Origin of the sequence: Agrobacterium sp. 22094 (assembly GCF_052046015.1) — a bacterium.
Lineage (GTDB): Bacteria > Pseudomonadota > Alphaproteobacteria > Rhizobiales > Rhizobiaceae > Agrobacterium > Agrobacterium cavarae.
Window position 1 is genome coordinate 43,956 of sequence record NZ_JBQEPX010000003.1, and the last position, 23,282, is coordinate 67,237.

At 57.7% G+C, this 23,282-nt stretch carries 16 protein-coding genes; 6 read left to right on the forward strand and 10 right to left on the reverse strand.

All coding sequences use genetic code 11. The features are described 5' to 3' along the window. Genes ACTJK5_RS15100 through ACTJK5_RS15110 form a run of 3 tightly spaced genes read right to left on the reverse strand, consistent with a single transcriptional unit; the run spans nucleotide 1 to nucleotide 4,460 of the window. Nucleotides 1-702 (reverse strand): SDR family NAD(P)-dependent oxidoreductase, encoded by a 702-nt coding sequence (locus tag ACTJK5_RS15100; RefSeq protein WP_440598802.1) that lies wholly within the window; start codon nucleotides 700-702, stop codon nucleotides 1-3. Nucleotides 703-747: 45 nt separating this feature from the next. Beyond that, nucleotides 748-2,370 carry a hydantoinase B/oxoprolinase family protein gene (locus tag ACTJK5_RS15105; RefSeq protein WP_440598803.1) on the reverse strand — a complete coding sequence of 541 codons (1,623 nt, stop codon included), beginning with the start codon at nucleotides 2,368-2,370 and terminating at the stop codon, nucleotides 748-750. Beyond that, nucleotides 2,367-4,460 (reverse strand): hydantoinase/oxoprolinase family protein, encoded by a 2,094-nt coding sequence (locus ACTJK5_RS15110; protein WP_440598804.1) that lies wholly within the window; start codon nucleotides 4,458-4,460, stop codon nucleotides 2,367-2,369. Before ACTJK5_RS15110 ends, ACTJK5_RS15105 begins: the two co-directional genes overlap by 4 nt. 162 nt (nucleotides 4,461-4,622) lie before the next feature. Between ACTJK5_RS15110 and ACTJK5_RS15115 the strand changes: the two genes are divergently transcribed. Then, a complete protein-coding gene (locus tag ACTJK5_RS15115; RefSeq protein ID WP_062600397.1) occupies nucleotides 4,623-5,297 on the forward strand; it encodes a TetR/AcrR family transcriptional regulator in 675 nt (224 codons plus the stop codon). On the opposite strand, the gene ACTJK5_RS15120 is transcribed toward ACTJK5_RS15115, so the two are convergent. The 3 genes from ACTJK5_RS15120 to ACTJK5_RS15130 form a co-directional block, all read right to left on the reverse strand. Next, nucleotides 5,270-6,034, reverse strand: a complete 765-nt coding sequence (locus tag ACTJK5_RS15120) for an IclR family transcriptional regulator (protein ID WP_440598805.1) — start codon at nucleotides 6,032-6,034, stop codon at nucleotides 5,270-5,272. The genes ACTJK5_RS15115 and ACTJK5_RS15120 overlap by 28 nt on opposite strands. 167 nt (nucleotides 6,035-6,201) lie before the next feature. Beyond that, nucleotides 6,202-7,851: a hydantoinase B/oxoprolinase family protein gene (locus ACTJK5_RS15125; protein ID WP_440598806.1), complete on the reverse strand. Its 1,650-nt coding sequence runs from the start codon at nucleotides 7,849-7,851 to the stop codon at nucleotides 6,202-6,204. Then, complete coding sequence (locus tag ACTJK5_RS15130) at nucleotides 7,851-9,902, reverse strand: hydantoinase/oxoprolinase family protein (RefSeq protein ID WP_440598807.1); 2,052 nt, start codon at nucleotides 9,900-9,902, stop codon at nucleotides 7,851-7,853. The genes ACTJK5_RS15125 and ACTJK5_RS15130 overlap by 1 nt, the downstream gene beginning before the upstream one ends. Before the next feature lie 469 nt (nucleotides 9,903-10,371). Between ACTJK5_RS15130 and ACTJK5_RS15135 the strand changes: the two genes are divergently transcribed. The 4 genes from ACTJK5_RS15135 (at nucleotide 10,372) to ACTJK5_RS15150 (ending at nucleotide 15,649) form a co-directional block, all read left to right on the forward strand. Beyond that, complete coding sequence (locus ACTJK5_RS15135; protein WP_440598808.1) at nucleotides 10,372-11,904, forward strand: ABC transporter substrate-binding protein; 1,533 nt, start codon at nucleotides 10,372-10,374, stop codon at nucleotides 11,902-11,904. Nucleotides 11,905-12,030: 126 nt separating this feature from the next. Continuing rightward, nucleotides 12,031-12,978, forward strand: a complete 948-nt coding sequence (locus tag ACTJK5_RS15140) for an ABC transporter permease (RefSeq protein WP_440598809.1) — start codon at nucleotides 12,031-12,033, stop codon at nucleotides 12,976-12,978. After that, nucleotides 12,975-13,811, forward strand: coding sequence for an ABC transporter permease (locus tag ACTJK5_RS15145; RefSeq protein WP_112953430.1), 837 nt, complete (start codon nucleotides 12,975-12,977; stop codon nucleotides 13,809-13,811). Before ACTJK5_RS15140 ends, ACTJK5_RS15145 begins: the two co-directional genes overlap by 4 nt. 14 nt (nucleotides 13,812-13,825) lie before the next feature. Next, entirely contained in the window at nucleotides 13,826-15,649 is a 1,824-nt protein-coding gene (locus ACTJK5_RS15150; protein WP_440598810.1) for an ABC transporter ATP-binding protein, read from the forward strand. A gap of 672 nt (nucleotides 15,650-16,321) precedes the next feature. On the opposite strand, the gene ACTJK5_RS15155 is transcribed toward ACTJK5_RS15150, so the two are convergent. Continuing rightward, nucleotides 16,322-18,754: a methyl-accepting chemotaxis protein gene (locus ACTJK5_RS15155; RefSeq protein ID WP_440598811.1), complete on the reverse strand. Its 2,433-nt coding sequence runs from the start codon at nucleotides 18,752-18,754 to the stop codon at nucleotides 16,322-16,324. A 359-nt stretch (nucleotides 18,755-19,113) separates the two neighbouring features. Further along, nucleotides 19,114-19,557 carry a PPC domain-containing DNA-binding protein gene (locus ACTJK5_RS15160; RefSeq protein ID WP_440598812.1) on the reverse strand — a complete coding sequence of 148 codons (444 nt, stop codon included), beginning with the start codon at nucleotides 19,555-19,557 and terminating at the stop codon, nucleotides 19,114-19,116. 120 nt (nucleotides 19,558-19,677) lie between these two features. Here ACTJK5_RS15160 and ACTJK5_RS15165 point away from each other — a divergent pair, with 120 nt between their 5' ends. Continuing rightward, nucleotides 19,678-20,160, forward strand: a complete 483-nt coding sequence (locus ACTJK5_RS15165; protein ID WP_062423616.1) for a pyridoxamine 5'-phosphate oxidase family protein — start codon at nucleotides 19,678-19,680, stop codon at nucleotides 20,158-20,160. 69 nt (nucleotides 20,161-20,229) lie between these two features. Here ACTJK5_RS15165 and ACTJK5_RS15170 read toward each other — a convergent pair whose 3' ends face one another. Together ACTJK5_RS15170 and repC are read right to left on the reverse strand one after the other, a co-directional pair. Beyond that, complete coding sequence (locus ACTJK5_RS15170; RefSeq protein ID WP_440598813.1) at nucleotides 20,230-21,603, reverse strand: cytochrome P450; 1,374 nt, start codon at nucleotides 21,601-21,603, stop codon at nucleotides 20,230-20,232. Nucleotides 21,604-21,741: 138 nt separating this feature from the next. Next, nucleotides 21,742-23,007, reverse strand: a complete 1,266-nt coding sequence (gene repC / locus ACTJK5_RS15175; RefSeq protein WP_440598814.1) for a plasmid replication protein RepC — start codon at nucleotides 23,005-23,007, stop codon at nucleotides 21,742-21,744. Between the last annotated feature and the right edge of the window lie 275 nt (nucleotides 23,008-23,282).

Here is a 23,282-nt window from a genome sequence, read left to right on the forward strand (position 1 = left end):
TCAGTAACAGTCTTCCACACTAAAATGCACCGGTATCTCAGAAATACTGGCTGTGACGGGCAGCTCCAGCACCATATGCACGATCCGCGCAATATCCTCCGGTTGGGTTAGCTCATTGCTATCTCTGCCCGCAAGGGCGTTACCCATATCCGTTGCCACGAAGCTTGGGCAAATGATCGTAGAACGTACTCCGCTTTCCTTACCGCATTGGCGTAGCGCGTGGCCGAGTGCAACGACCGCAAATTTGGACATTGCGTAGAGACCGGAACTGGCTGACTTCACCCTCTTGCCAGACAGCGACGCGACCGTAACGATGCGCCCGACCTTCGCATCGGCAAGGTAGGGCCAGGCGTGCTGGCTCAGCCGCATCGGCGATTTGACATTCACGTTGAAGATCATGTCGAAGTCATCGTCCCCGGCGTCAAGAACTGACTTCGGTATCATGATACCAGCGTTATGAACCAGGCCATCCAGACGGCCAAAACGGGCGATGGTTGCCTCGACCCATGCCCTCTCGCTTTCCGGATCAAGCGCATCGAATGGGCAGACCAAGGCATCAGGATGATCTGAAAAACGCGACGATGCAGGCGCGCGCACCCCAAGGCTGACGTTCCAGCCAGCAGAGAGCAGTGTCTCCGCGATGGCTGCGCCGATGCCGCGCGACGCACCGCTCACCATCGCCACCCGCTTTTCCGAGATCATGCCCTTATCCTTTCCGCCTTCGTATGCGCTGATAGTGTCCCAGTATCAGGCGTCTACCCGCGCCGCAGCCACGGATAGCCGACTATCGGCCGCTTGCGGGGCACCCCACCCTCCCCCGCCTGGCGTCTCCACGATGACGGTTTCTCCTGGGGCCAATGTGACCGATCCCTTGCCCGGCAGCGCAGTGACCTTGCCCTGCCTGTCCCGCACGGAATTTTGCCCGGTGGCGCCGGATGCTCCGCCATGCAGACCGTAGGGGCCTGTGAGACGCCGGTCGGACTGCAGCGAAACACGCGCCTCGTGATCGATAGCTGTAATGGCACGGATCAACCCTTCACCGCCGGCATGATGACCGCCGCCGCCCGAACCTTCGCGAAGTTCGTAGCGTTCGACGCGCAGAGGATAACTGATTTCGAGCGCCTCGACCGGTGTGTTGAGCGTGTTCGACATATTGGCATGGACGCCATGCATCCCCTGGCCGTAGGGACGCCCGCCCTGTCCACCGCCAATCGTTTCGATATAGGTGTAGGGCCGAGTGCTTCTGGGATCGCGTCCTCCTATGCCAATGAGGTTCATCGTGCCTTGGCTGGCGGCAGCAATACGATCGGGAGCGATCTGGGCAAAGGCGCGCAGCACCGTATCGGCAACCCGTTGGGTCGTCTCCGTATTGCCGGCACAGACAGCCGCCGGCGCACGGGCATCGAGGAAAGAGCCGAGTGGAATGCGGATTTCCACAGGACGCAGCACGCCGGCATTGGGCGGAAGCGTCGCATCCGTCAAAATCTTGATGGCGTAAAACACTGCCGAATGGGTCATGGGCTTGACCGCGTTGACATTGCCGCGCCGCTGCGGTGCGGTTCCCTCGAAATCGAAGACGAGCCGTTCCGGCGACACTTCGACAGCGACCTTGATCATGACCCGTTCCGGGCTGGACCCATCGTCATCCAACCAATCGTTCGCGACATAGCGCCCCGGCGGCAATTCGGCGAGACGCTTCAGCATGCGTCGTTCCGAATAGGCGAGAATGGCCGACAGCCCTTCCTTCAGGCCTCCGACACCAAAGCGCGCGGCAAGTTCGTGAATTCGGGTTTCGCCCACGCGCAATGCCGCAAGCTGGGCATTGAGATCGCCCCGCCGCTCTTCCGGCGTGCGCACATTCGCAAGCACCATGCGCATGATACCGCTTTGCTCCACACCACCGTCGTAAAGGAGTACGGGCGGAATGATCAGACCTTCCTGGTAAATCTCGGTGGAACTTCCCGGCATGGAGCCTGGCTCCATGCCGCCGACATCGGAGTGATGGGCACGGCTGGCTACATGGGCGACCAATTCACCCTCAGCGAAGACCGGCGCGATCAGCGTGATGTCGGGCAGATGAGCACCGGCGATGAACGGGTCGTTGACGATGACGACGTCACCTTCTTTCAGCGCCGGCAGCTCTGCAAGCGTAGGGCCGACGGCCTTGAGCATGGAGCCCAGATGGACAGGAACATGCTCCGCCTGGGCGACTAGTTCCGCCTCGGCGTTGAAGATGGCGCAGGATGCATCCATGCGCTCCTTGATATTGGGAGAAAAGGCGGTGCATTTCAGCACCACTCCCATTTCCTGTGCGGACGCCTCCAACGCGTTGCGCAATACTTCAAGGCGGATTGGATCGAAATTGCTCATGCTGCTACCTCAACAATCAGACTGCCGGATGCATGAACGGTCAGACGATCACCCGGATAAAGGACGGTGGTGGAGGAGACTTCCTCGATAATGGCGGGACCGGCGATGACGTTGCCCGCCTTGAGCATGTCGCGGGCGTAGACCGCAGCGGTCTGAAATGCGCCATTGGCGCCGGTGTCGCCGGGCTCATAGTAAACCTGCCGGTCGCCGATGCGGGCATCTTCAGAAGGAACGGGACCACCCCGCTCCAGCTCCGGCAAGACCGGCGTCTCGATGCGGCCGATGCCTGTCACTCCGAAGCCGGCGATCTCGAGAGCCGCACTCTGGTCGGCATGGCCGAAGCGAGCGCGATGCGCCGCGTGGAAGCGGTCGGGAAGAATTGCCCACCAGCCCGGCTTCATGGGATCAACCGTGACTGGCAATTCAAAGGACTGGCCGCGGTAGCGCATATCGATGCGCACTTCCATCTCGCGATTTTCCCGGGCAACGCCGTCGTGGTCCAGATGGGAGTCGGCCCGGTCCGTCAGGCGCCTGATACGAGCTGAGGCTTCAGTTTCCGTCATCGCCTCATAGGCAACCACATGAGTCTCGACGAAGTCATGACGCAAATCCGATATCAGCTGGCCGAGCGCACACAGAATACCTGGAGTGGGGGGCACCATCACGCGCGGCATTTTCAACTCACGGGCGACAGGGCTGCCATGCATGGGTCCGGCGCCACCGAACGGCACCAGAGCAAAGTCTCGAGGATCGTAACCACGCTCGACGGACACCACGCGGATACCGCGCACGATATTGGCATGGGCGACCCGCAATATGCCCGCCGCCGCTTCGTAAACATCGAGCCCCAGCGGCTTGGCAATGACCGTATCGATCGCTTTCAGCGCACCATCGAGATCGAGTGTCATCGTGCCGCCCAGTCGTGACTGGGGCGAAAAACGACCAAGCACCAGATTTGCATCGGTCACGGTGGGCAAGGTTGCGCCACGCCGATAGCAGACTGGTCCGGGTACCGCTTCGGCGCTCATCGGGCCCGCTCGCAGAGCACCGCCCTCGTCGATCCAGGCGATGGAGCCACCACCAGCGCCGATAGCATTGATGTCGATGACCGGCAACCTGATCGGTACTGTTTCCAGGTTGGCCGAGCGGGTTATTTCCGGCCGGCCGCCGCGAATGAGGCTGATATCGGTGGACGTCCCGCCAATATCCATGGTGATGATATCGGCAATCCCAGCCAGCTTGGCGACATGGGCGCTCGCCACCACGCCGCCTGCAGGACCGGACAGAACGGTATGGACCGGCTTTAGCCGCGCGCCCTCAAGGCTCATCAAACCTCCCGCGGCATCCATCACCATGACCGGACGGTCAGCCGCAAGGCCCAGGCCCTCCTTCTCATCCTGCAACATGCCCGAGAGCGAGGAAAGATAGCGGTTCATGACGGGGCGAAGATAGGCGTTGAGAACTGCCGTCGAACCACGCTCATACTCGCGGAACTCTGCGTTGACCTCGACCGAGGCAGAAATCGCCACATCCGGAAGCATGTCGGCTAGAATATCGCGCGCCCTCAATTCATGAGCGGCATTGGCATAGGAGTGAAGGAAGAGAATGGCGACAGCCTCAACGCCTGCCGCTTTCATGGCCGCGCCAGCCTCGCGCACATCGGACTCGTCAAGCGGCTGCAATTCCTCGCCTGTCGGCAGGATACGGCCGCGCGCGGTGAAGCAAAGCTCGCGCGGGACGAGCGGCTCCGGCTTTACCTTGGTGAGATCGAACAGCGTCGGGCGGTTCTGCCGACCGATTTCGAGAATATCGCGAAAGCCGTGATTGGTAAGAAACGCGGTCTTTGCACCATTGCGCTGAATGACGGCGTTGGTCGCAGTCGTCATGCCATGGCCGACATAAGCAACATCCGCGCCGGTCCCGCCTTGAAGGCTGAGCGCTATGCGTAGCCCTTCCAATGTGCCGAGCGCCCGATTGACGGGCGTTGTGGAGACCTTCGAGACCGTGATCGTCCTCGTCTTTTCGTCATAGGCAATGCTGTCGGTGAAGGTACCACCGACATCGGAAGCAACGCGAATATGGGGGGTCATGATTAGCTCTTGTGTAACAGTAACGTTGTCGTTACAAAAACAGAAGTACAGGGCCCTGTAAAGGGTTTTTACCGGCTGAAGTTCGAATTTCATCGGTGTGGCACGAAGTGGCACACGACAGGCCAAAAAGTGATATTCAGCACTGATCACAGGACCAGATGTATGGACGACGACGCTCAGATCCGAAAACCGAGAAAGACCTCCTCTGGAACGCACGCTGCTCGCAGCATGCGCACCCGCCAGGCCATTCTGGCGGCGGCTTCGGGAGAATTTGTTGCGCACGGGCTTGAGGGCGCGAATATGGAGGCGATCGCGCATGCAGCGGGCGTGAACAAGGCGCTGATCTACCGTCACTTCTCTCGCAAGGAACTGCTGTTCCGCCATGTTCTGGAAGATGCCTACAGGGCGATGCGCGATGCGGAACAGGCGTTGGACATGCCGGCGGATCCCGTTGCGGCACTGGACCGCCTGACCGCCTTCACCTTTGACTACTACAGCGAAAACCAGTCTTTTCTGACGCTCGTCGGCATCGAAAACCTGCATGGCGGCGAAAACATCCGCGAGTCCGATCGCGACATCGTGCATGCCGGAAATATCTCCCGCATGGTTGCCGGCATTCTCGAGAAAGGCGTGGCCGCGGGCCTTTTTCGGCAGGGCCTCGACCCGGTGGAACTCTGGCTTTCGATCTCCAATCTCTGTTGGGCCACCGTTGCCACAGTTCACACAATACGCTTTACCTTCGAGCGTGACGTTCTGTCCGAACCGGCACGCAGTGCACGGCTTGCGCATATCCAGGAGATGGTACGGCGTTACGCCCTGTTGCCGAACCACTTGTAAGGCAACGACTCTGTCATCAGTGCGATGCAGCGCTTCGCCTCCTCGTCCGAGACACTGTTGGCCAGCGCCAGAAGCGAGACACCTGTTTCGCCGTAGCGGTTGTCGCCGGGAGCGGGCGCGAATGCCAGTGTCCAAACCTCGTAGCCCGCCGCCTTGCGGGTGCCGATGACATAGCCCTTCTCCAGGAACATCTCGATCTCGGCTCGTATCGTATCCGTTTCGATCTTCCATTCCTCGTAATGCGGCGCGTTGATCTCGAGAATGCGCTCGCGCGACTCCTTGTCGAGCCGTGCAATCATGCAGACACCCGCGTGGCCTATGCCGAGAGGAAGACGTCCACCGACGCCTGAAAGCAGTGGCTGAACGGGGGCTGCACTCAACTGGAAATCGAGGCAGACGGATTCGAAACCCGAACGGGCCATGAGGAAGCTCGATATGCCAGTCCCAGCGGTGACGGAAATCAGCGCGGGCCGGAAAAGATCCACCAGATCGCCAATGCCCGGCACGCGCTGCGCCAGGGCGTAGATGGCATTGCCCAGCCGATAATTGCCGCGACGACCACTCTGCTCGACGAAGCCGTAATGAGAAAGCCCTGTCAATGCGCGATGGACAGCGGACTTCGCATCGCCGATATCTTCGGCGATCTCCGCCAGGCTCATACCCGCGCGCCCTGCATTGCCCAGCGAAAGCAATATTTCCGCACCGCGTTCGACATTGCTGGAAGATTGCTTGGCCATCCGGTTCCTCGATCTCCAGTGAATATAACATGGATTAAAATCCGATTATTGGAACCGATAGAAAAAGGAAGATCGATAGTCAAGCGCAACAATGAGTTGCACCGATGGGAAAGCCGATCAAAAGAGGCCCGAGTTTCAGCGCGCCGAAACCCGGGCCAGGCGGGAAATCAAACAGTGTAGACGGACTTGGCGATGTCGAGCGGAATGCGCCCGTCCCGAATGTCTGCAGCAACGGATGCGGGAGCCCGCTCGCGCGGAGCGCCATATCCACCAGCGCCGGGTGTAATGATTTCCAGCACGTCGCCCTTATGGATATCGCCGGCGCCATTGACCAAGCGATCAGGTGCGCCGATGACGGTGAATGAGCCGCAGGCGCCCGAAAGACCGCCTTTCAATCCCCACGGGTGCGAGACGAAGCGTGAACCGCCCACCGACACCCGGCAGTCCGCCTCGGCGCGGTAGACCCTGCGCAAGCCCATGCCGCCCCTGAACTCCCCGGCACCGCCCGAACCATCCACCAGCTCATAGGCAACCAATGTCAGCGGATACTCGGTCTCCAACGATTCCAGCGGCAGATTGGATGTGTTCGTCATGTGGACGTGGACGCCGTCAAGGCCATCCTTGTTGTGCCGCGCGCCAAAGCCCCCGCCAATCGTTTCGAGGTAGACCCAGAGACTGCCATCCGGGCGTGTCCCGGAAAAACTTGCGACGGCGACAGAACCGTTGCAGGCCGCAGTGACGCGGTCCGGCACGACTTCTGCCAGTGCGCCGTGGATCAGATCCACCACCCGCTGGCATGCCGCAATGCGACCATCGACGGCAGCGGGGTGCGCGCAATTCAGCAGCGTCCCTTTTTTCGCGGTCACGTGGATTGGCCTTGCCAGCCCGGCATTGGGAAGGACTGTCGGGTCGACAACCGTCTTTACCGCGTAATAGACAGTGGAGAGAAGCGCGGTATAGACCACGTTCAAGCCGGCACGCACCTGCGGCGGGCTGACGAAGCCGAGATGTATCTCGTCTCCCTTCACGGTGATGGTGACGGAAAATTCCAGCTGCTCGCGAAGTGACTCGGCATCGAACAGATCCGAAAAACGATAGGTCCCGTCCGGTATTGAGGCGATACCAGAGCGCATTTTTCGTTCGGCATAATCCATCAACTCGCGACCAGCTGCGAGAACCGTGTCGGTCGAGTATTTCTCGCACAGTTCCTTGAAGCGGGTGACGCCGAGACGGTTTGCTGCCATCTGCGCGCGAAGATCAGACATGCGCTCATGCGGCACTTGGCAGTTCAGCAGAAAGAGCTTTTGGATGTCTTCCTGAAGAATTCCTTCGCGGTAAAGCCGAACCGGCGGAATGCGCAATCCTTCCTGATAGATATGCGCATGGCCACGATCGGCGAAGTCGGAATGGTGAGCCGTGTTGATAGCCCAGGCCGTCAGCTTGCCTTCATGGAAAATCGGCTCGGCGAGCACGATATCCGGCAGATGCGTGCCGCCGCCCTCATAGGCATCGTTGCCGATGAAAACATCCCCGGGCGCAAGGCTGCCCGCATCCACATGGTCGAGAATATAGGGAATGAAACCGATGAACGACCCAAGATGCATGGGAATATGCTCTGCCTGGCAGAGCATATAGCCGGCCGCATCGAACAAGGCGGTGGAGCAATCGCGCCGTTCCTTGATATTTGTTGAGTAGCTGGCGCGAACGAGGGCCTCGCCCATTTCTTCGACCGTGGAGGCGAAAGCACTGCCGATGACTTCGACTGTAATGGGATTGAGCGTCGAGACAGGTTTCTCGGCAATAGCGGCGTTGGTCATCACTTCTCCTCCACGATGAGATTGAGATAGGCATCGACCTTGGCGGTGTAGCCGAGGGGCAGGACGGTGGTGGAATCCATCTGATCGATAATGGCGGGACCGACAACGATATTGGCGGGCTTCAGCAGGTCGCGATCATAAAGCGTCGCTGACGTGAAGCCGCCCGCCTCCGCCATCCATACGTCGCGCGTGCCGGTGATCGCAGAAGAGGAGTCTTCCCCCTCCATCGGACGGGGCTTGAACGCCGCCTTCTCGACGCGGCCGCTTGCCGCGAGGCGGTAGGTAACGAGTTGAACGGGCTCACCTTCGGCAACGAAACCATAGAGCTGACAGTGTGCCTGCTCGAAACGGTCGTTGATCAGACGCAGGGTTTCGGACGTGATCGGTCCATCTGGAAGAGCGACTGCAATCTCGTAATTCTGGCCGGCGTAACGGCAATCGACGGTACGGTTGACGACCCGCGCCGGGATCAGAATTTTTTCCCGCTCGAACCATATCTCGGCCTGTTCTGAGAGAGCGTCATACAATGACGAGATCGTCGAAGCCTCCACATCATCGAGACGGTGCAGAACGGTGGCTGAAAAATCCGTTCTCAGATCCGTCATCAGCAGACCGAGGGCGCACAGGACGCCCGGCGTCTTCGGTATGACGATACGCTTCATGCCCAGCTCTCTGGCAAGGCGCACCGCGTGTACCGGACCAGCGCCGCCGAAGGCCACAAGTGCGTAATCGCGCGGATCATGCCCGCGCTGCACGGAGATGACGCGGATGGCCTTGGCCATATTGGCCGTGACGATATCGAGAATACCGTTGGCGGTTTCCAGAACACCCATGCCGAGCCTGTCAGCCAGCTTTTCGACGGCCTTTACCGATAGGGACCGGTCGATCTTCATGCGACCATTGAGCAGATATTCAGGATGCTGTGTTTGCAATACGACATTGGCGTCCGTCACCGTCGGCTCGTCATTTCCGAGGCCGTAGCAGGCGGGACCAGGATTGGCTCCTGCCGAACGTGGCCCCACCTTCAGGTGATTGCCCGAGTCGATATAGGCGATCGATCCGCCACCAGCACCGACGGTGTGGATATCGAGCATAGGCGCCTTGATTGGATATCCATGCACGACGGACTCGTTCACCACCCGGCAATGACCATCGGCGAGAAGCGCAACATCGGAGCTGGTTCCCCCCATGTCGAAGGTGATGAGATTGTCGATGCCAGTCATCCGGCCGACGGCCTGCGCGGCGACGACACCGGTGGACGGACCGGACAGCACGGTGCGAACCGGCATTTCCGCGGCGGCATCGAAGCTGATGACCCCACCGTTGGATTGGGTTAGCTGCGGTGCCACAGCAATTCCGAGATCAGACAGCTTGCCGGAAAGCGCCTTCACATACCCTTGCATGACGGGCCCGAGATAAGCATTGACGACCGTTGTCGACAGGCGCTCGAATTCGCGGAATTCCGGCGCGATCCGGTGCGAAAGCGAATGAAAGGCTTCCGGAAATTCTTCTTCGAGAATACGCGCCGCGATCTTTTCGTGCTCGGCATGGCTGAAGGAATAGAGGAAGTTGATCGCAACGGCCTTCACGCCCGCAGCCTTCAGGGCGCGGACCGCGTCACGCAGGCTCACTTCATCAAGCGGCGTCTCGACTGTGCCGTCTGCCAGTACCCGTTCGGAAATACCGAAGCGGAGATGCCGTTCCACGAGCAATTCCGGCTTTTCCGCCTGCAGATCATACAGATCGGGTCGCTTCTGGCGTCCTATTTCCAAAAGGTCGCGAAATCCGCCCGTGGTCAAGAGCCCGGTCTTGACACCTCGACCCTGGATGAGGGCATTGGTGGCAACCGTCGTCCCATGACCAACATAGGACACCTCACTCGCCTGGATACCCACGCGCTCGATACCATCGGCCACACCTTGCGTGATCCCGCGGGAGGGGTCATCCGGCGTCGAGGAGACCTTCCAGATCATCAATTCACCCGTCTCGTCCTCGAACAGACACACGTCGGTAAAAGTCCCACCTGAATCCACGCCAACACGCCAAGCCATGGTCGCTCCTTTTTCGATATCGCCCAGCGACCCTTCCCCTGAAGCCAGTGGCCGCGGCATTTTCATGAAAGCGCCGGAGGCCGAGAGAAAAAGCCACGGCACCTGAACACGGCAGATCGATGATCTCAGTCCGTAACAAAAGCCTAAGGCGGGCCGTTCTTCCTTGTCAATCAAATTCCATTATTAAGACCAAAAGAATAATGATATTCCTATAATGACAATAAGAAGCGGTTGAGGCACTTATCTCGGCCAACGGACACTTCTTATTCCGATAATTGGCATAATATTTATCTGCTGGACTAATTAATGGAATTTCACTTGACACCCCGAAAAGGGTCTCTTTATTGTTTTCCATAACGACGAGACCAATCCTGCACGCTCAGTTCGGACTGGCAAAACCAGAAAAAGGGGCCGCAGACACGTCACGCCGGCTGGCAAGCATGTATCAACACATAATGGGGAACTAACCATGATACTCGATCGCCGTACCCTTCTAAAACTCACTGCCGCTTCTGGTGCCGCACTTGCGATGGGTGGTGCGCCGCGTGCGTTTTCCGCTGCAAGCTCCGACACACTGCGCATCGGTCTTTCCACCTATCCGGCTCATCTCAAGCCCTGGGTGAATGTCGGCTATGCCGGTCAACTCGTATCATCGCTGATTAATCGTTTCCTCATGGCCTATACGCCGGACGGCAAGCTGGTTGGGGAGCTGGCTGAAAGCTTTGAGCGCGACGGCGACCGCAGCTGGATCGTCAAACTGAAAGACGCGAAATTCTCCAACGGCCAGCCGGTAACCTCCGCGGATGTCGAATGGAATATCGAGAAAATCAAGGCAGAGGGTTCCGGCGCGTCGACACGCGATTCCATGCTGGATGTCGAGAAGGTTGACATCGTTGACGAGCGCACCTTCAAGCTGATGACGAAGCTACCAAATGCCGCGCTCCCCGCGCTCTTTGCCAATCCTTTTCTGCAGATTATCGCCAAGGGTTCGACAGATACGGAAGACCACGGAATAGGCGCCGGGCCATTCACCCTCACCAATGCGGAAAAGGGCGTTGGTTTTGATTTCGAAGCGTCGCCGCACTATTTCAAGAGCGGGCTGCCGACATTCAAAAAAGCGCGCGTCACTGCTTATGCGGATGAAAACCTGCGCGTTGCCGCCATCACCGCCGGCGACGTCGATGTGATCGACTACGTTCCCTGGAGCGCGATGGACCAGCTCGAGAAGGACGCCAATGTGAAGCTCGAAACCGTTGCGACGGGCGCCTTCATGTTCCTTTCCTTCAACGGCGCAGGCGTCTTCAAGGATGCCCGTCTGCGGCGCGCCGTGGCACTGGCCATCCGTCGCGAGGAAATCGTCAATGGCGTTTTCTTTGGTCGCGGCGCCGTGCTTGGCGGCGTTCCCCGCTCGCTGACGACACCTTACTACAATGCAGAACTGGCCAATGGCCAGACCTATGACCCCGACAAGGCAAAGGCTCTGATCAAGGAAGCCGGTGCAGAAGGCGTGACCGTAAACCTGCTTTCGACGGCACAATACGGCATGCACCGGGATACTGCCGTCATCGTCCAGGGCCATCTCGCCGAAGTCGGGATCAATGTCACGCTGACCATGCCCGACTGGTCCACCCGCGTCACCATGGGAAATCGCGGCCAGGGAGACTTTGCCGTCCAGGGCCTCGGCCTCGAAACATTCGATCCGGATGCGGCGAGCTCGTTGATCGATCCGACGCTCTCTCCGACTTTCTTCCGCTCACGCAATTTCGAGGTTCCGGGGCTCACCGAGCTGCTGGCGAAGGGACGTGCCGAGTTCGATCTCGAAAAGCGCAAGGCAATCTACGCGCAAGTCGACAAGCTGGTGATCGAATATACGCCCTTCTGCGGTCTCTCCTATCGCGCCACAGGCTTTGCGCATCTGAATCAGGTCAAAGACTTCCACATGCTGCCTGACCAGATATCTCCTTTTTCTGGGCGTCTCTTCGACGAGCTTTCGATATCATAACATCCGGGTCGGCCGGTCCTTGACAAGAGGACCGGCCGTCATCTCTTTTCCTCCATGCAGCACGGTCGAGATGGCTGAAGTCCGTCCTCCCCGCATTGCATGGCAGATCCGTGGAGGATTGCCCTCATGTTCTGGTTTCTGCAGCGAATTGCCATTTCCCTGGCGCTGCTCTGGCTCGTCACCAGCCTCGTCTTCCTTTCCATCTACATGGTTCCCGGAGACCCGGCAGAGCTTCTGCTCTCCGGCGATGGCATGACGCCCGACCCCGCATCGATCGCGCAGCTGCGCAGCGACCTTGGCCTTGATCGTCCCATCGCCGCCCAATATGCCGATCGCCTTGCAGGACTGATGCGTTTTGATCTCGGCAACTCCATGATCGACGGGTCGCCTATCGGTCCGGAGATCGCCAAACGTTTGCCCCGCACACTGGAACTGGTCGCAGCAGCTGCCCTTCTCAGCCTGCTGGTCGGCATCCCGACAGGCGTCGCAGCAGGATTGCGGCAGGGCAGCAGATTTGATCGTATATCGAACGTGCTTGCGGGCTTTGCTCAGGGTATTCCTGTCTTTGTTGCCGGAACGATCATCATCCTGCTCTTCGCTCAAATATGGAAATTGGTGCCGGCTGGAGGCTATGTCGATTTCAGCGTTGACCCCGGCAAGCATCTCATCCTGCTGGCAATGCCGGCTTTTGCCATCGCTCTCGGCCTTGCTGCGATCGTCATTCGTATCGCGCGCGCCGCGGTATTGGATGTTCTGCCGCTCGATTATGTCCGCACTGCCCGCGCTAAGGGATTGCCGCAAAGGCGGATCGTTGTGCGTCACGTTCTTCGCAATGCCCTCATGCCGGTCATCACGGTCTTCGCGCTCAACCTCGGCGGCCTCTTCGGCGGAACGGTTCTTGTGGAATATGTTTTCAACTGGCCGGGACTGTCCGGCATGCTGGTGAGTGCCGTCAATTCACGCGATTATCCAAGCGTCACGGCTGTCATTCTGGTGATCTCCGCCATGTTCATCACGCTCAATCTCGTCGTCGATATCGTCTACGGCATTACTGATCCGAGGGTCCGCAAATGACGCGCTCACTCCGTCTCATCTGGCCGGTGCTGCTGACGCTCATGGTGATGGCGTGCCTCCTCGCTCCTGTCCTGCCGATCCCAGATCCGCTGAAGATGAACATGGGACAGCGGTTTGCCCAACCCTCCGCTGCTTTCCTGCTCGGGCAGGATGAGATGGGCCGCGACGTTTTCTCCCGTCTGCTGTTTGGTGTTCGTATCTCGATTTTCATAGCCTTGTCGACGGCGCTCCTGTCGGCGATCGTTGGCACGGCGCTTGGTATCTTCGGCGGCTATATGCGTGGCTTGTCGGAAATCTTCACGCTCCGCGCCATGGATATCGTCTTGTGTTTTCCGCCACTTCTCCTTGCGATGCTCGCGGTCACGCTCTACGGCCCCGGTCCGATAACGCTGATCCCTGTCCTGTCGGTGGTCTTCGTTCCCGGCTTTACCCGCGTCGCCTATGCCAGTGTGCTGACTGTACGCTCCCAGGACTATGTGGAAGCCGTGCGGGCCATGGGCGCGAGCAATGGCCGGATCATGGTGAAGACCATCCTTCCCAATATCATGGGCCCTCTGCTGGTCCAGGCAAGCTTCGTCACCGCGGCCGCCGTCGTTCTGGAATCGGGTCTTTCGTTTCTCGGATTGGGGGTCGTACCGCCCTCCCCGTCGCTGGGACTGATGATCGGGACCGGGCGCGCGGCCATCGCGCATCAACCCATGCTGCTGGTTTGGCCGTGCCTTGCGCTTGTGGCGATGATCCTGATCCTGAACGGTGTTTGCGACCTCCTCCGAGACTGGCTCGATCCACGCTCTTCCGCCGCATTGGGCGGCGTCGGCAAACCCGGCGCCTAAGGGAAAAAGACACAATGACCGAAGCCACCCCTCATCCTGTTCTCTCGATTCGCAACCTGAAGATTTCCTTCCTGCGCGAGGGCAAGTTCAATGCCATCGTTCGCGACCTCAATCTCGATATCAACGCGGGCGAAACGCTTGCAATCGTCGGCGAGAGCGGTTCGGGAAAGAGCGTATCGGCACTGTCGGTGATGCAACTGCTGCCGGAGAATTCGAGTCAGATCGAAGGTTCGATCAAGTTGAATGGGGAAGAGCTGATCGGCACCTCCCCCGCCGGGATGCGGACGATCCGAGGCAACCAGATCGCGATGATCTTTCAGGAGCCGATGACGAGCCTCAACCCAGTGCTGACGGTCGGTGAGCAGATTGCTGAGCCGTTGATCGCCCACCGTGGCATCTCAAAGAAGCAGGCGCGGACAGAAACAATCAAGCTGATGGAAAAGGTACGCATTCCGTCAGCAGCCAGGCGCATCGACGATTATCCGCATCAATTTTCAGGCGGTATGCGCCAGCGCGTCATGATCGCGATCGCCTTGGCCTGCCGGCCGGCTCTCCTGATTGCCGACGAACCGACGACCGCTCTCGACGTGACCATCCAGGCGCAAATTCTGGACCTCATCAAAACCCTTCAGGAAGAGGAAGGCACAGCCGTTCTGTTCATCACCCATGATATGGGGGTCGTTGCCGAAATCGCCGATCGCACAATGGTCTTGTATCGCGGCGACCAGATCGAAGCGGGCGCGACGTCCGATGTCTTCGCTGCGCCCAAGCGCCCCTACACCCGAGCCCTGTTGTCCGCCGTGCCGCAGTTGGGCTCCGCCGGTGAAGGCGGGCCGCGGCCCTTCCCCATCATCGATATGGAGACAGGTCTTGCTCTGCCGGTCCCAAGTCGGCCAGATACGGTCGATACGTCGGGTCCCCCGCTGCTTGAAGTCGAGAAGCTGTCCGGTCGCTTCGAAATACGCTCTCCCTATACCCGCATGGTGCAAGCGCGTGTTCACGCCGTGGAAAATGTCAGCTTTTCTTTGGCACGAGGGGAAACACTTGCCATCGTCGGAGAGTCGGGTTGTGGAAAATCGACGACGGGACGCCTGCTCGCCGGATTGAACAGCCCGCACTCCGGCTTGATCCGGATCAATGGCAACGAGGTTAAGTCCTTTCGCCGTGCCGATCTGTCCCGCCAGGTGCAGATGATTTTTCAGGACCCGTTTGCAAGCCTCAATCCGCGGCTGACAGTTGAGAATGCGATTGCGGAACCGCTGCTCATCCACGGACTGGAGACGCCGAGGAATGCGCGCAAGCTTGCACGCGATCTGCTCGGTGAAGTCGGGCTTTCGGCTGATATGGGAAGCCGCTACCCGCATGAATTCTCCGGTGGGCAGCGCCAGCGTATCTGCATTGCCAGAGCCCTGGCACTTGAGCCCGGACTGATCATTGCAGACGAAGCGGTTTCGGCACTCGATGTTTCTGTCAAGGCGCAGGTCGTGAACCTGATGCTCGATTTGCAGGAAAGACTGAAGCTCGGCTTTCTCTTCATTTCCCATGACATGGCCGTGGTAGAACGCATCAGCCATCGCGTGGCAGTCATGTATCTGGGAGAAATCGTCGAAACCGGACCTCGCGAAGCGGTCTTTTCCAACCCGCAACACCCCTATACGCGCCGGCTCCTATCGGCTGTTCCCGTACCAGACCCGTCGCGCAGGCGGTTGCGCCGTAAACTGACGATCGGCGAGCTGAAAAGCCCCATCCGCAACAAGGATTTCAACCCTCCTGCACGCACCTATCAGGAAGTCTCGCCCGGACATGTTGTCCAGGTTTGGTCGGGAGACTGGAGCTGAGGTTCAGGCGATCGAACCGCTTGCCACCTATTCACGAACGAACCCATCGCCTGAACGGCAAAGGGTCGGCTCGGTACATTCAGCTCACAGTATCTACTCAAACCACTATGCGTTTAATCGGATGCATAGCCCCGCTGCTTTGAGATATTTTTAGCACGTGGTTCTCTCGAAGAGATTGCAGATTGATCCGAGAACATTTGAAAGGGTCTTGAACATTCTTGCGGCTGCGGCGCGCAGGTGGGCCGTAATCTTGGAGAAAGCATCTCAATGGGATTGAGATCGGGGCTGTAAGGCAGCAGGAACAGGAACCAAGCGCCTGTTCTTTCAACGCCTGTGCCGCCTTAGTGCTCTTGTGAACCGCGAGATCGTCGAGGATAACCGCGTTGCCTGTTTGCGCTAAAAATAAAAAATCCCGGAGTATCGGTGGTCCGCCGGTAGAGACGTACACCGCACCATTCTATCTTGCAGCGACAGAGCCTTTCCCAGGCAATCGTCTCTATCGAACGGTGCTGCACAGAGACGAGTCGAAACACCGTCCCTGGGCACAGAATGAACGTCGTCTAGTTCCCTTAAAGCCTGTCGCGATCTTTCAATTCGCTCATTACGCTTTGGTTCTTTGTTTTATCTCATGTCGTTATTGCAAAACCCCGGCACAGTTTTGCGCGACATACCCTAGAATTCTTCCCAGCTTTCAGCGGCAGCCTCCCCGCGCAACCCGACACCACCTGCCACTTTGGCGAGGAGACGCCGCGCTGACGATTGCGTTGCCCTGTGGTCATAGCGGACTGCCTCGGGCCGGGCTGCGGCGGTCTGCCGGGATAGCGTTCCGCCTGTCTCGAACTGCGCGACCAGCCGGCGCAGCTTATCTGCTTCGTTGGCAAGCGAGGTACTGGATGCGCTTGCCTCTTCCACCATCGCGGCATTCTGCTGGGTTGTCTGGTCCATCTGGTTGACGGCGGCATTGACCTCTGAGAGACCGAGGGACTGCTCCTGTGCAGACGTTGCGATCGCATCCATGTGGTGATTGACAGTCGCCACATAGTCTTCGATCGCTTTCAAAGCGGACCCGGTTTCCTGAACCAGTCTGACACCGCCCTCCACTTCCATCGATGAATTGCGGATCAGCCCTTTTATTTCTTTCGCCGCCTGCGCAGAACGCTGTGCGAGTTCGCGGACCTCCTGCGCCACCACGGCGAAACCCTTGCCTGCTTCGCCGGCACGAGCCGCCTCTACACCGGCATTAAGGGCTAGCAGGTTGGTTTGAAAGGCGATTTCGTCGATCACACCGATGATGTTGGATATCTGGCTCGACGACGTCTCAATGCGCTTTATGGCATCCACGGCGTCCGCCACCACGACCCCGGATTTGCGCGCCGCCTCATTCGCATCGATCGCAACGGTACGCGCTTCCTGAGCGCGCTTGGTTGAACTCGAGACATTCGCCGTAATCTCGTCAAGAGCCGCAGCGGTTTGCTCAAGCGCCGCAGCTTGTTGTTCCGTCCTCCTGGAAAGATCGTTGGCAGCCTGGCTGAGTTCACGTGATCCGTCGTCGATTGCAGTGGTCGCAGCCGCGACGGAAACCATTGCCTGCCTCAACTGCGTCACCGCTGCATTGAAATCTCGCCGCAAGCTTTCGTATTCATCGGCGAAGGCTTGGTCGAAGCTGAAAGTCAGATCGCCCTCGGCAACCTGCTTGAGACCCTCCGCCAGATTTTCGGTGGCGTGACGCATCTCGTCGTTCCGCTTGGCATCACGCTCTGCACTGCGACGCCGCTCCTCCTCGGTTTCACGACGATTGCTTTCAGTCTCCTTTTCCAACGTGCGCGCGCGCAGGCCATTTTCCTTGAAGACCTGCACGGCTGCGGCCATCTTTCCGATCTCGTCAGGGCGTCCAATACCGGGAATGACGGCCTCGAAGTTGTCATTTGCAAGACTGCTCATCGCCGATGTCATGGCGCTGATCGGGGCCGCGATGGAGCGGGCCACATACCACATTGTAGCGACACCGAAGAGCAGGACTGCGAAACCTACGGCCGCCAGCATCCAGCCGTCACGCGTACTTGTCTGCGCAAGCGTATGATCAAGGTCGGTAGCTTTGGCGAGCGCGACCTCGACGGGAACCTCGATCATGACGGACCAGGGCGTTTTTGTCCGTCCGATCATGATCGGCGCGATGGCACGCAGGTCCTTTTCGTCGTTATAGACATTGGCTTCACCGGCCTGGATTTTTTGAAGGACGGCGCGAAGTTCAGGATCGTTGCGGTCAAATGGTTGACCGATGAGGTCCGGATTGCGGCTGGAGGCGACGATCAGGCCCTTGTGGCTGATAATTTCCACGACGGCCCGGCCACTGTAGATTCCGGCTTTTACGGACTGTGCCAGTTCCTGAACGAAAGACAGGTCAAAATCTGCGCCGGCTACGCCCGCGAAGCGGCCGTTGACCGTCATCGGCACCGACATGGTGGCAAGATAGACATTCTTGCCTTGAACGACATAGGGCAATGGATCGAGAATGCTCTCGCCCCCACCGCTCTGGGGACCGAGATACCAGCCCCCTTTCGTGACGCCATTGGGATGTAGATCCCGGCTGTCATATTCCACCAGAGGCTGGATATCGATCTGACCCGCGGCGTTTCGCGTCCAGTAGGGCAGAAAACGGCCCGTCGCGTCTGAGCCAGCCTTGCGATTGTCCTTGAAACGCTCGTCCATCCCATCCAGAGCACCCGGTTCCCATGCACTATAGGTGCCGTTGAACGCTGGATTGTCCTTCAGCACATTCAGCAGGATCTGATTGAGGCGACCTCTGCGCGTCTCTGGGGGAATAGATGCATCGCCGTTCGTCAAGGCTTCGAAACTACGCGCCATGTTACGGGCGGCATCGAAAGCTTCGTTGAGCGACCCCTGGATCTTACTAGCCTGTGCTGTGGCAAGGCGCTGCAGGCTTTCCTTCGTCAAGTCGCGCGTCAACTCCGACACGCTCTCTGCGACCACCGCTTGACTGTTCTGCGTTGCTATAAGGCTGTAGGTCAACAGTCCACCGACGGCCGCGAGAACACTGAAGGCGGATAAGACTGCTATTTTACTTTTCAGGGAACGGAACTGCATAGGATTTCCTCTCGTTGAATTCGAGATAAATTCCGAGCGAAACGTCTGATGAATGGTTAACGTCGAATATCAACGGTGAATTCCATAAATAGAAATTCAATATAAAAATCATTACATTGCTAAAATGATCGTCTGTTCGTCTCACAATTGGGTCTTTTACAGGGAAAGTATTTTATAAAAATTTGATAATTGTTATATCGGCATCTGCGCTTCTTTTTAGAAGACATTGTCTATCTGAAATCATTAGATGATTCACAACGGTGGTTAAACGCCAAGGTTTATTTAATGATTTCTTATATTGAGCTTTGAACAAGCGCTAGACGAGACATCGCCGGGGCACGCGATCCGAAGCACCCCCCTCACACATCGAGAAGCGCGATCCCCAGATCAGGCCGTTTGCGTCGACGCAAAGCGACAGCACTTTCGCGGATGATGATTTCCAATGTCGGATGAACGATGCCACTGATGAAATGCCCTCCTTTGGTTGAGCCATCGGCAAAACCGAGAACAGCATGCATGTGGACGCTGGCCTTTCCTTCGTCATCGACGGCCACATCCCCGATGGCGCTTAGAACTTCCGATTGGGTATCGACCGGAATGTCGATATAGCGTTTCTGAGCGAAGTCGAAAAAGCCGAGCTTAGCGCGTTTAAAAGCACCGATTGCGGTGAGTGAGGCTCCGGTGATGTTCTGCTCCTCGCAGAATTTGGTGATGGCGCCAAACGCCTCTTCGCCATCGTCCAGGACGAGCACGAAGTTGCGTTCGCTCCATCGATCGCTTTTACCCAGTTCTTTGCTTTGCATGTGATTGTCTCTCTGCCGATAGGACCTGAAGGAAAAATGGCCATGTGCGTTCGAAGTTCCTTGAGAGGAACGATGTCATAGCGAAGCTCGTTGAAGGGGGATCGATCAGAGGAGGGCCAGATGGCACATATCGAAGACGACACCACCAAGGTTTGGGATCTGGCTGAAAAGATCGGCTTTTGCATGCTGACAACGCAGACCGGGTCCGACCTTCGCGCACGACCCATGGCAGCGCATGCAGAGCGATTGGAGAATGCTTTTTACTTCCTCACCGATGTTGCTAGTCACAAGGATGAGGAGATCGCCCGACACCCAAATGTCTGCCTCGCCTTCGCCGACTCGAAGGGACAGAAATACGTTTCGATTTCCGGCACCGCTGAAGTTCAAAACGACCGTGAGCGGATCCGAGACTTGTGGTCGACGCCGGCGAAAGCCTGGTGGGACAGTGCAGAAGACCCGTCCATTCGTGTCCTGAAAGTCATGCCTTCCTCCGCTGAGTACTGGGACAGCCCCGGCACCGTCATTAGCTACATCAAGATGGCCGCCGCAGCCGTCAGCAACACCCGTCCAGATATGGGCGAAAACGCCAAAGTCGATATGTGAAACCATTATGGCCAGCGACGATCCGCTGGCCATTTTCTTGCAAGCCTGCACATGGCTCTCAGCCCAGTATCACGCTGATGCAACCTTCATCTTCAGGCTGGTTTTCGGTCTCAGCGTTACCTTCATCAGCGGCTCGGGCGTGATGCCGTCTGTTCTCAATCGCAGCTTCTGCAAGATAACAGCCAAAACCGCGACGGCTTCCATCACGGCGAAAGCGTTGCCGATGCACACGCGCGGGCCTGCCCCAAAAGGCATATAGGCATAACGGTGCCGGGCCTTCGTCGCGTCAGTCAGGAACCTGTCGGGATCGAATTTCTCCGGTTCATTCCAGATCGCGGCGTGGTGATGGACGGCATAGATCGGAACGAACATGACGGTGCCTTCCGGCACAAGATAATCTCCAAGCTTGAAGTCCTTTAGCGCCGTTCGCGTAATGATCGGCGCTGGTGGATAAAGCCGCATTGCTTCGGAAAACACCTGCCTCGTGTAATTAAACTCCCCGATGTGCTCCGGCCTCACCTCCCCGCCTCGCGTGACCTCTTCGATTTCCGCCAACAGCCGGGCCTCACATTCGGGATTCCGCGCCAGAAGATCGAAGGCCCAGGCGAGACCAAGAGCTGTCGTTTCATGGCCGGCCGTGATGAAGGTCATGAGATTATCGATGATCTCGACATCGGTCATCATACGCCCGGTTTCGGGATCGCTCGCGGAGATCAGCATGGAAACGAGATCCTGACGATCTGACGGGTTACGCCGGCGCTCTTCCAAGACGCTCATCAGGCTCGAGCGCAAAAATTCCACCGCCCTTATGGCCCGCTGTCTTCCCGGATAGGGAGTCCAGTCCGGTGCGCCGACGACGCCAAGTGCAAAGGTCCAGCCGCTAGGGCGAAGATAATCGGTGATGCTGCGCTCAACCCGTTCAACATCAATGCCATGACCACCGGACATCATCGTTTCGACAATGATATCGAAGGTCGTCTTCATCATCTCGTGGCCAATATCGACCGTTCCACCTTGGTGACCCAACAATCGATCGCGCGTTTGTCTGGCAGCGTCGAGCATGGCGGGTTGAAGTGCCGTCAAGGAAGATGGGCGAAACGCGCTGGCGACTGACTGGCGTTGCCATTTCCAGTGTGCTCCGTCGGCCGTCAATAGTCCTGACCCAAGCGCGGGGCCAAGTGCACGACGAACCTGATCGCCCTTTCCCAACACATCCGCATTCTTCACAAGTGCTTCATGGATAAGCGCCGGGTCGGAGATGTAGATGCTGACCCGCCCGGCGACTTTTGAAAACACCAGCGGTTCGGTGAAGACTGCCGGTGGCAGTGCTTCGAGTGGGTTGCGGATAAGCGCCAGCAGCGCTCTGGCCGTCGACGCTTCCGTTACAGGTCCCATGGGCTTCAGTGATACGCTCTGGTCGTTCAATGGGCTGCTCCGTGTCATTGCTCTTCTTGTTTCTGATATGGGAAGCCCAATGCAGATTGCGAAGGGATGGTGTGTCTACGGTACTGGTTTTGATCTCGGTCGTTGTCTTCGCCCTTTTGGTTCAGCAGGCCGAATATGCGGCATGTTAGGTGTTCTTCAGCAACGAAGTGGTGCTGGGCCCAGGTTGGCTGACATTTTGGACCTGAGAAGCGCCATCAGCATCGGTTTCACACTGAAGCTGTTGCTATGCTTCTTTTTGATCAGGCTTCGTAGATAGCCACCGGCGGAATTGATCTGTCCAGATCTCTCCAGAATACACGCTATGATTGCACTTGTGGCTTGTGGGCCTACCTGTCTCTCTGCTTCATCGTAAGCCGATTGACTGATAGAGAGCATGGTTTTCACCACATTGGCTGCAGTTTTGAGGTCCATCCAACTCCTCACAGTGCCATTGGGGCCGTAAAGCGCGATCTCAGGGCATGCTCGTAGCACCGTCTGGAGATCATATTTCTCTTCGCTGAGGGTTCCCTCGCTTTTCGAGGATTGGTTTGCGTTGATCGCCAATGGGCGTGCCTCCACCGTTTCCGCTTCCGGAGCGTCCGCGTTTTCCACAGGGCTACCATCTTCAAAATAGGATTCGGATTCTGAACTCTGTATAAGCCGCTCATTTTGATAGGCATTGGCGCTTATTTTTTCGATTTCTAGCTGTTTTTCCAAAAGCTTAGCAATATCATCCCGGATTTCGCTCAGTTCATCGAGAATAAGGTTGAGCTGCGGTGCCTTTGTCTTGCGATCCATCTTTGCAGTGATGACGATTTGACGTGCGTGAAAGACCTCCAGTCGATCTTGGTCGATGCAGTCCGCAAGAAGTTCGATGAGTTTGACAATGTCACGCCGGCACAGGCTGATTTTTTCACGCATCCGCTGGAGCTGAAGGCGCTCCTCGGCCAGCATTTCCGCAATGGCCTCGATTTGGTCAAAGCGTGCGATGAGAGGTGCGAGCGAGAATCCGAAAGCATCGCAGATACTGCCCGCGCGGTTCTTTCTGGCATAGCGTTTTCCGTTTGGACTATCCTTGCGCAGAATGAGACCAGCGTCGACGAGTGCTGCAAGATGCCGGCGCAATGTCTGCTCTGACATTCCATGGGCCCGCAGTGACAGTTGCTCGTTGGATGGGAAGACCACCAAACCATGTTCGTCGGATAGTTCTGTTTTCGGGTAAAAGCTGAGAAGCGCATTGAGAACGGCAAGAGACCGGTCCGAAACGCCTAGGACGGTTCTTGCTTCACAGATGCGACGGAAGAGTTTCCACTTGTCGATGGAATGTTCCGTATTGATGCGTTGAGACGCAAATTGGTGTGCGAGTTGGGCATAACTAACCCCTCGCCGCCCAAAGGGCGTCGTTACAGTATCGCTATTCATGTCTTTCACCTTCAAAAAGGCAAAAGAAAATCGCTCACCGAAAAGAATTCGATGCCAAGACTCTTGACTATGATTCGCGGAAATGAGATTCTTCGGGTGCTTAAATCAAAGAAAGGCTTCCGCGCGGCAACGTTCGGGGGCTTTTTTCTTTTGGGCCAGATGCTCCTGTTTCTGTTTCACTCGTTGGTTTCGTTAAAGCGCGTCGAATCTTGATAAAGCCGTCTCGCGCTTGGATGTCGTGTTCGAACCTGTCGCTATCGCAAAGCCTTGGTTGA